Annotated in this window: 4 protein-coding genes; all 4 read right to left on the bottom strand. The window is 67.7% G+C overall.

Annotated features, from left to right (window positions below):
- Window positions 1-207: 207 nt before the first annotated feature.
- Entirely contained in the window at window positions 208-1,041 is an 834-nt protein-coding gene (locus Q7F20_RS17935; RefSeq protein WP_305741419.1) for a carbohydrate ABC transporter permease, read from the bottom strand.
- A gap of 101 nt (window positions 1,042-1,142) precedes the next feature.
- Window positions 1,143-2,153, bottom strand: coding sequence for a carbohydrate ABC transporter permease (locus Q7F20_RS17930; RefSeq protein WP_305741418.1), 1,011 nt, complete (start codon window positions 2,151-2,153; stop codon window positions 1,143-1,145).
- Window positions 2,154-2,156: 3 nt separating this feature from the next.
- Window positions 2,157-3,482: a sugar ABC transporter substrate-binding protein gene (locus Q7F20_RS17925; protein ID WP_305741417.1), complete on the bottom strand. Its 1,326-nt coding sequence runs from the start codon at window positions 3,480-3,482 to the stop codon at window positions 2,157-2,159.
- 199 nt (window positions 3,483-3,681) lie between these two features.
- The coding region (locus Q7F20_RS17920) for a DUF2231 domain-containing protein (protein ID WP_305741416.1) at window positions 3,682-4,198 on the bottom strand (517 nt) is incomplete at its 5' end.

The following is a 4,198-nucleotide window of genomic DNA, read 5'->3' as shown; positions in this document are numbered from 1 at the left end:
CGCCCGCGCCCCCCGAGGTCGCACAAACTGCCGTCGCCGACGCCGCCGAGCGGCAGATCGTGCGACCTCGCCGACGCGCAGGCGGCATGTCGTGCGACCTCGACCGGCCTCTCCCCCTTCCTCGTCCCCGTCCCCGTCCCCGCACACGACGACGCCCCGACCCGCCGGAGCGGATCAGGGCGCGGTCGTCTCGGACGTCGGAGCGCGTCAGCCCTTGACGGCCCCCGCGGTCATCCCGCTCACGAGCCGGCGCTGCACGATGAGGAAGAACACCACCACCGGGATCGAGAACAGCACACTCGCCGCCATGAGCCCGCCGAAGTCCGTCCCCTTGTTCGTCGAGAACCCCGCGAGCCACACCGGCAGCGTGTACATCCCCTGGTCCTTGAGCATCACGTACGCGGTCAGGTAGTCGTTCCACGCAGCGATGAACGCGAACACACTCGTGGCGATGACCCCCGGCATCACCAGCGGGAACAGCACACTCCACAGGATCCGGAACGTCCCGGCCCCGTCGACCTTCGCGGCTTCCTCGATCTCGACCGGCACCGCGACGAAGAACCCGCGCATGACCCAGATCGAGAACGGCAGCACGCTCGCGACGTACGCGAGGATCAGCCCGATGTAGCTGTTCAGCAGCCCGAGTGACTGGAACGACAGGAACAGCGGGATGAGCAGCGCACCCGACGGGATCATCTGCACGAACAGGATCGCCACGAGGATCGCCCGCCGCCCACGGAACCGGAAGCGCGACAACGCCGCGGACGCCAGGAACCCGACGACGATCGACAGCAGGACCGCTGCCACGACGACGATCGCGGAGTTCCGCAGGTAGACGAGGAACCCGTCCTGTGTCAGCGCCCGCGTGAAGTTCTCGAGCGTCGGCCGCAGCGGCAACCAGATCGGCGTGAGGGTCGTCACCTCGTCCGCTGGCTTGAACGCGGTGTTCACCATCCAGTAGATCGGGAACACCCACACGAGGCAGAACACCACGGCGATCGTGTTCGCCAGGACTCGCGGCTTTCGCCTGCGCGCGCGCACGGGCGCGATCGGACCGGGCCCGGAGGCGCGACCCGCCCCCGTCACGTCGGGTTGCACCTCGGAAGCAGTCGTTCCAGTGACTCCCGGAGTGGTCGTCGTCGTCACAGGTCTTCCTCCCCGCTCCGGACGAGCCGGCGGATGTAGTAGCTGGTGAGCGCCCCGAGGATCACCGTCGAGATGACCGCGATCGCCGCACCCTGCCCGTACGCGTTCGACACGAAGGACTTCACGAAGGTCCAGATGCCGAGCGTGAGCGTGGTGTCCTCGGGCCCACCCTTGGTGAGCAGCCAGATCTGGTTGAAGACGTTGAAGTCCCAGATCACCGACAGGATCGTGACGAGCAGCAGCGTCGGCACGAGCGCCGGGAGGGTGATCGCCCGGTACATCGCCCACGCGGACGCGCCGTCCAGCGCACCGGCCTCGTAGTACTCCGGCGCGATCTGGGACTGGGCGGCGTAGAGCGTCAACGCGACGAACGGCACCGCCTGCCAGATCACGAGCGACAGCACGATGGTCAGGGCCTGCCCGGGACTCGACGCCCAGTTGTCCTGCGTGTGGTCACCGAAGACCCCGAGCTGCGTGATGAGCCAGTTCAGCACGCCGTAGAAGGGCTGGAAGAGCCACTGCCACACCAGGCTCGACGCCACGTTCGGCATCGCCCACGCCAGCACCAGCACGACGCTCACGACGGTGCGCATGACCACGCCGAGGCGGGTGAGGAGCTGGGACACCGCCATGCCGATCCCGATGGTCCCGACGACCATGGCGCCCGTGACGAGGACGGTGCGCAGGATGACCGGCCAGAAGCTCGCGTCGGTCAGGACGTTCGTGTAGTTCGTGAGCCCTGCGAACCCGGCCTGACCAGTGAAGATCGCCCGGAGCCCGTAGTCCTGGAAGGAGATGACAACCAGGCGGACGAGTGGGTAGACGACGAGCGCGAGGAGCAGCAGCGCAGCCGGGGCGAGCAGGACCAGGGGTGCTCGCGACGAGGTGAGTGACCGACGTCCTGCTCGACCACCCGGTCCGCCGGGCCCGCGGCGCCCCGTCGGCCCACGCCGGGGCCCCGGCGCGGCCTGCGCCGAACCGGGGACCCGCTCCGCAGTGGAGGTCATCGACTACTGCTGCGCGTTGAGCGCGGTCGTGAGGTGCTTCGAGAAGCCCTCGGCTGCCTGCTCCGGCGACTTCCGACCGGTGGCGATGTCGGCGAACATCGTCTGGAACGAGGAGTCACCCTCGATCGTCGCCCAGCCCGGTGTCGCCGGGGTCGGACGGCTCGTCGAAGCGGCCTCGAAGTACGGCTTGTGGAGTTCGTCCACGTCATCGGCGACCGCGTCGAGCAGTTCGGTGGAGTTCGGCTCCCAGCCGTCGACCCCGAACACCTGGTCCTGCTGGAACTTCTTCGAGGTGAGGATCTTCATGTAGTACAGCGCGAGGTCCTGGTTGGCGGACTTCGACGGGATGCCGAGGTCGGAGCCGCCGAGGAACACCGGCTGCGTCTTGCCCGCCGTGCTCGACGGCATGGCGAAGGTGCCGATCTGGTCCTTGAGTTCCGGCTTGGCCGTGGTGATCGAACCGATCTCCCACGCGGACCCGAGGATCGCCGAGGTGTTCCCCTGCGCGAAGATGTCCGACTCGGCCGGCTTGTCGGTGTTGATGTCCTGCGTGGACTTCGCCGAGTAGGCGTTCTGGAAGTCCTTCCAGGCGGTGAGGCCCTTCACGGCGTCGGCGGAGTCGATCGCGCCCTTCCACTTGCCGTCCTTCTCGGTGGCGATCTGCCCACCGGCGTCCCACACCCACTGCAGGCCGCCGTACCAGTACTGCCCCGGCATGTAGAACGCTGAGAAGTCCGCCTGCGGGTTCTTCGCCTTGACCTTGTCGAGGTCGGCCGTGAGCTCGTCGTACGACTTCGGGACGTCGGTCACCCCGGCGTCGGCCCACATCTTCTTGTTGTAGATCACCGCACGGTTGCCGGCGAAGAGCGGCGCACCGTAGAGCTTGCCGTCCACGGTCGCCGGGCCCTCGAGCCCGGAGAGCCACGTCTGCCCGTCGGCCAGCTCGTCCTTGTAGGGCGAGAGGTCCATCAGGCCGCCCGTCGCGGCGTACACCGGCACCTGCGTGTTGCCGAGGTCGACCACGTCCGGCGCGTCCTTCTGCGCGAGTGCCGTGGTGAGCTTCGTCGTGATGCCGTCCCACTGCTGGAGCTGCAGCTTCACCTTGGCGCCGGTGGCCTTGGTGAACTGCTTCTCGGCGACGTCGAGGATCTTCGGGCTGAGGTCGCCGTTCATGATCCAGACGGTGATGGTCTTGCCCTTGCCATCGGGTGTGCCGATGGACTTCGTGCCGCCGTCGGAAGCTCCGTTGCTTCCGGCGGAGCACCCGGTGAGGGCGAGCGCGCCTGCGAGGGCGAGCGCACCGAGTGCGGCGAAACGCGTGCGTGTCACGTTGACTCCCTTGGTCCGACCTTTATGAAAGGACGTTGCGTAATGGCGAGTAAAGACCCATCACGCGGGGATGTCAACCACGAATCGGCAGGCTGTGGACAATCGCGATCCGCATGTTTCCGGGGGATCACGGATGTGGAACGGATGATCGACAGCGCTTGACGGACTGGTCATGACCAGGCATGATCAGCACCCGTTGTCAGGCGTCGAACGGCACCTCACCGTGGCGACTCACGCCCGCCCGCTGGCGGTAGGCCAGGTGCCCACCGAGGTACCCGCCGACGCCGACCACCGTGAGCCCGGCGAGGCCGAGGAGCTTGCCCGCCCCGTGGTTCCCACGCTTGCGCTGCATCCACGACAGCCCGTACAGCGAGATCCCCACCCAGTTGACGGCTTGGTGCACCCAACCGGTCCGGAGCTGCTCACGATCGAGTTCCGACCAGTCGACGTAGCCGGCCACCGAGGCGCTCCCCGCCGACACCAGCCCCACGCCGACGAGGGTCTTCGCCGCTCGTGCGTTCCCCTTCCCACCGATCAGGTCGAGGACCGCCGCCGAGATCCAGGCACCCAACGGCACCTGCACCATGAGCGGGTGCAGTGGGTGCCCGAACGGCACGCCGTGCAGCAGTCGGCGTAGCGCCTTCGGCTTCGCGAGGGCATTGACGACGGAGCGGTCGATGTCGACGGCCTTGTCGAGCACGCTCGCGTGCTCGACG

Source organism: Curtobacterium sp. A7_M15 (genome assembly GCF_030705415.1).
In the GTDB taxonomy this organism is placed as follows: domain Bacteria; phylum Actinomycetota; class Actinomycetes; order Actinomycetales; family Microbacteriaceae; genus Curtobacterium.
The sequence above is the reverse complement of the archived record's forward strand: the minus strand, read 5'-3'. Positions and strand labels throughout refer to the sequence as shown.